Origin of the sequence: Rubrivirga sp., assembly GCF_049648075.1 — a bacterium.
GTDB lineage: Bacteria > Bacteroidota > Rhodothermia > Rhodothermales > Rubricoccaceae > Rubrivirga.
Window position 1 is genome coordinate 1 of sequence record NZ_JBARYR010000169.1, and the last position, 3,951, is coordinate 3,951.

At 70.9% G+C, this 3,951-nt stretch carries 6 protein-coding genes; 5 read left to right on the forward strand and 1 reads right to left on the reverse strand.

The features are described from left to right. Positions 1-268 (reverse strand): FAD-dependent oxidoreductase (locus tag WBA11_RS04850; RefSeq protein ID WP_424519592.1); only part of this gene is annotated, 268 nt, incomplete at its 3' end. Here WBA11_RS04850 and thiO point away from each other — a divergent pair. Genes thiO through thiD form a run of 5 tightly spaced genes read left to right on the forward strand, consistent with a single transcriptional unit; the run spans position 252 to position 3,949 of the window. Then, the gene (gene thiO, locus WBA11_RS04855) at positions 252-1,379 is read left to right on the forward strand and encodes a glycine oxidase ThiO (protein ID WP_424519593.1); all 1,128 of its coding nucleotides are present in this window, start codon (positions 252-254) and stop codon (positions 1,377-1,379) included. The two genes, WBA11_RS04850 and thiO, sit on opposite strands and share 17 nt — an antisense overlap. 5 nt (positions 1,380-1,384) lie before the next feature. Then, positions 1,385-1,594, forward strand: a complete 210-nt coding sequence (gene thiS, locus WBA11_RS04860; protein WP_424519594.1) for a sulfur carrier protein ThiS — start codon at positions 1,385-1,387, stop codon at positions 1,592-1,594. After that, positions 1,591-2,403, forward strand: coding sequence for a thiazole synthase (locus WBA11_RS04865; protein ID WP_424519595.1), 813 nt, complete (start codon positions 1,591-1,593; stop codon positions 2,401-2,403). Before thiS ends, WBA11_RS04865 begins: the two co-directional genes overlap by 4 nt. Positions 2,404-2,440: 37 nt before the next feature. Further along, positions 2,441-3,064 (forward strand): thiamine phosphate synthase, encoded by a 624-nt coding sequence (locus tag WBA11_RS04870; RefSeq protein WP_424519596.1) that lies wholly within the window; start codon positions 2,441-2,443, stop codon positions 3,062-3,064. A 60-nt stretch (positions 3,065-3,124) separates the two neighbouring features. After that, positions 3,125-3,949: a bifunctional hydroxymethylpyrimidine kinase/phosphomethylpyrimidine kinase gene (thiD, locus tag WBA11_RS04875; protein ID WP_424519597.1), complete on the forward strand. Its 825-nt coding sequence runs from the start codon at positions 3,125-3,127 to the stop codon at positions 3,947-3,949. The last annotated feature ends 2 nt before the right edge of the window (positions 3,950-3,951 follow it).

The window sequence follows — 3,951 nt, forward strand, 5'->3', positions numbered from 1 at the left end:
ACGGGTTCGCCAAGCCTGCGGCCGCCGAGGTCGCACCGGACGCCGGAGCCTCGGCCTCGAGGACGACGACCGGTCGCGTCCGGCTCAACACGAGGGCCGCGCACGCACCCGCGAGCCCGGCGCCGACGATGACGGTGGGCGTGCTCATGTGCGTTCCTTCGGCGGGCTCAGTACAGACTCTCGAGGTTGGACCGAGGGGCGGGGACGTCTCATCGAGGGCGGGTAGCTTGCACGATGCAAGATCGGGACTCGTGAGCGAGACGGACATCGAGATCGCTGTCGTTGGCGGCGGCGTCGCCGGCCTAGGCGTCGCGTGGGCCTTGGCGGAGCGCGGGCGTCGCGTGGTCGTCCTCGAGGCCGGAGAGACCGGCCGCGGCGCGTCGTTCGCGGCGGCGGGGATGCTGGCGCCGGCCGCCGAGATCGGGTTCGAAGAGCTCGACCTGTACGCGCTCGGCCGGGACAGCGTCGCCCGGTGGCCCGGCTTTGCCCATCGCCTAGAAGCTGCGTCCGGCCTCGAGGTCGGCTACCGGGACGAGGGGACGCTGGTCGTGGCCGACGACCGCGACAGCGCTCGGGCATTGCGGCGGCTCTACCAGTTTCAGAAAGAGCACGGAGCGCCGGTCGAGTGGCTGTCCGGCGACCAGGCGACCGAGATCGAGCCGTTGCTCTCGCCGCGTCTGCCGTGCGCCGTGCTCGCGCCGGACGACCACCAGGTCGACAACCGCGCCGTCCTCCATGCCCTGCGTCGCGCCATCGAAGTGGCCGGCGGAGCCATCCGGGAGAACGCTGTAGTGCAACGCATCGAGGTCGGCGAGACGCCCCGCGTCGTCCTCGAGGGGTCCGTCCTCGAGGTCGAGGCCGTCGTCGTCGCCGCGGGCGTGGGGAGCGGGCTGCTAGGTCTCGAGCCCGCCTTGCCGATCCGCTCCGTCAAAGGGCAGGCGTTGGCGCTCCGGCTCGATCCCGACCGGGGACTCGACCTCAAGCACGTCGTCCGCGGCCCCGACGCGTACCTCGTGCCCAAAGCAGACGGCCGGCTCATCGTCGGAGCGACGAGCGAGGACGGCGTGACCGACTCGATGGTGACGGCCGGCGGACTTTACCGGCTCCTCGAGGGCGCCGTCGAGGTCGTGCCCGGCGTTGAGGAGATGGAGGTGCTGGAGACCTGGGCGGGGCATCGACCAGCGGCGCGCGATCACGGACCGCTGCTCGGGCAGAGCGCGCATCCCGGCGTTTTCTACGCGACCGGTCACTACCGCCACGGCGTCCTGCTCGCGCCCGTCACCGCCGACGGCCTCGCCCTCGAGGTCGACGCGTTCTTGGACGGGCGCACCGAAACAGCGCCGCTCTTGGCCCCGTTCTCGCCGCGACGATTCTCGTAGCGCACGTGCCCACACTGACCATCAACGGCGAGCCTCGGGAGGTCTCCGAACCTCTCGCCCTCGACGCCCTTCTGACCCTCTTGGGACGTGACCCCGCGGTCCACGGCATCGCCGTCGCCGTAGGTGACAAAGTCGTCCGCCGCGCCGACTGGCCGACGACGACCGTCGGCGAGGGAGACTGCGTCGAGATCATCACGGCGGCTCAGGGCGGATGAGCGCGCCCGCTACCACCCTCGAGGCCGACATCTGGACCGTCGGCGGCGTCGAGCTGACCAGCCGCGTGCTGCTCGGCACGAGCCGCTACCCGAGCCTGCAGTCGCTCCTAGACTCGATGGACGCGTCCCAAGCCCAGGTCGCGACGGTCTCGGTTCGCCGCGTCGACCTCGAGGCCAGCGCGGACCGGCAGACCTTGCTGGGTGCTCTGAGGGACCGAGGCTTACGCCTGTTGCCCAACACCGCCGGATGCTATACGGCGAAGGAGGCCGTTTTTACGGCGCAGCTCGCGCGTGAGGCGCTCGAGACGGACTGGGTTAAGCTCGAGGTCATCGGCGACGACGAGACGCTCTACCCGGACGCCGTCCAGCTCTTGCGCGCCGCCTCGGAGCTCGTCGCCGACGGGTTCGAGGTGTTCGCCTACTGCGGCGACGACCCCATCACGGCCCGCAAGCTCGCGGATATGGGCTGTGCGGCCGTGATGCCTCTCGCCGCGCCCATCGGCAGCGGGATGGGACTCGTGAACCCATACGCCCTCCGCATCATCCGCGAGCTAATCCCCGACGTCCCGCTCGTCGTCGACGCCGGGATCGGAACGGCTTCGGACGCCGCGCGCGCGATGGAGCTCGGCTACGACGGCGTCCTGCTCAACACGGCCGTCTCGGGCGCCCAGCACCCGGCCTTGATGGCTGGAGCGATCCGCCACGCCGTCCAAGCCGGCCGCCTAGCCCGTCGCGCCGGCCGGATCACGCGCCGCTTGTACGCGCAGGCGTCGACCCCCGACGACGGCCGCATCGAGGTCGATGAGTAATAGGGAAGGCGGAAGAGGGGAGAGGCAAGGGGGATCGTTGCCCAGGCTGCTTCTCGTCGCGGACGGGTTCGCGTCGGGCCGGGTCGAACTCGAGGCCCAAGCGATTCGGGACCGTGCGATGGCGCTCGTCCGTGCCGGCGTTCCGTGGGTCTCGCTGCGTGACCATGATGCCAGCGGGGACGACTTCCTCGAGGTCGCGACCTCGATGGCGAGGGACCTCCGCGAGATCCGGCCTGATATCGTCTTGTCGGTCCACGGACACCTACGCGTGGCGCTCGACCTCGAGGTCGGACTCCACGTCGGGTGGCGAGGCGCGTCGTTGCAGACCGCCCTCGAGGCCGGCGTGGCCGGTCCGGTCGGCGTCTCGGCGCACTCGGCGACGGGCGTGGTGCGGGCCGAGAAGGCCGGCGCTCAGTACGCGACGTTGTCGCCCATCTTCGAGACGCGGACGCATCCCGACGCGGTCCCCGCCGGCATCGACCCGCTCCGGCTGGCGTCCTCGAGGGCGAAGATCCCCGTTCTCGCCCTGGGTGGGATGACGCCGCCCCGCGCCCGCATCGCGCGGCTGGTGGGTGCTCACGGCGCCGCCGCGATCTCGTCGCTCCTGTTCGCGTGGGACGAGACCAAAACCGTCCGCCAGTTCCTAGACGCCGTCGCGTAGACTGCTCCGCCCTCGAGGTCGCCGACCTCGTTCCCTCCCACACTCGCCCCGGACTGACCTTTGGCACGCACGATCCCGACCGCTCTCACCATCGCCGGCTCCGACTCTGGCGGCGGCGCCGGTATTCAAGCCGACCTCAAGACGTTCGAGGCGCACGGCGTCTTCGGGATGTCCGTCGTCACAGCGCTGACGGCCCAGAACAGCCAGGAGGTCTCCGGTGTCTACGACGTGCCGGCGGAGTTCGTGACGGCTCAGCTTGACACGGTCGCGGCCGACTTCCCGGTCGGCGCGGTCAAGACGGGGATGCTGGCCTCGCCCGAGGTCGTCGCCGCCGTCGCGGAGGGTCTGACGCGGCTTAGGCTGACGCCGATCGTCGTCGACCCGGTGATGGTGTCGAAGGGCGGACACCCGCTGCTTCCCGACGACGCCGTCGCCACGGTCGCGACCCGGCTCATCCCGCTCGCCGACGTCGTGACGCCGAACGCACACGAGGCGGCTCGGCTGACCGGCCTCGAGGTCCGCACCCTCGAGGACGCCCGTCGTGCGGCCCGCCAGATCCTGGCGTTCGGGCCGAAGGCCGTGCTGGTCAAGGGGGGGCACTTGGACGACGAAACCGACGCCGTCGACCTTCTGCTCACCGAACACGGCGAGACGCTGTATCGCGAGGAGCGGATCGAAACGCCGAACACGCACGGGACGGGCTGCACGTACGCGAGCGCTATCGCCGCCAACTTGGCGCGGGGTCTCGACCTCGAGGACGCCGTCGGGCGAGCGCGGCGATACCTGCAGCAGGCGATCCGGCACGGCCTGGCGCTCGGGAGCGGCCACGGCCCAACGTCGCATTTCTGGTTTCTGGACGGCTCGGAGGCGGATCCTGAGGAGTAGCC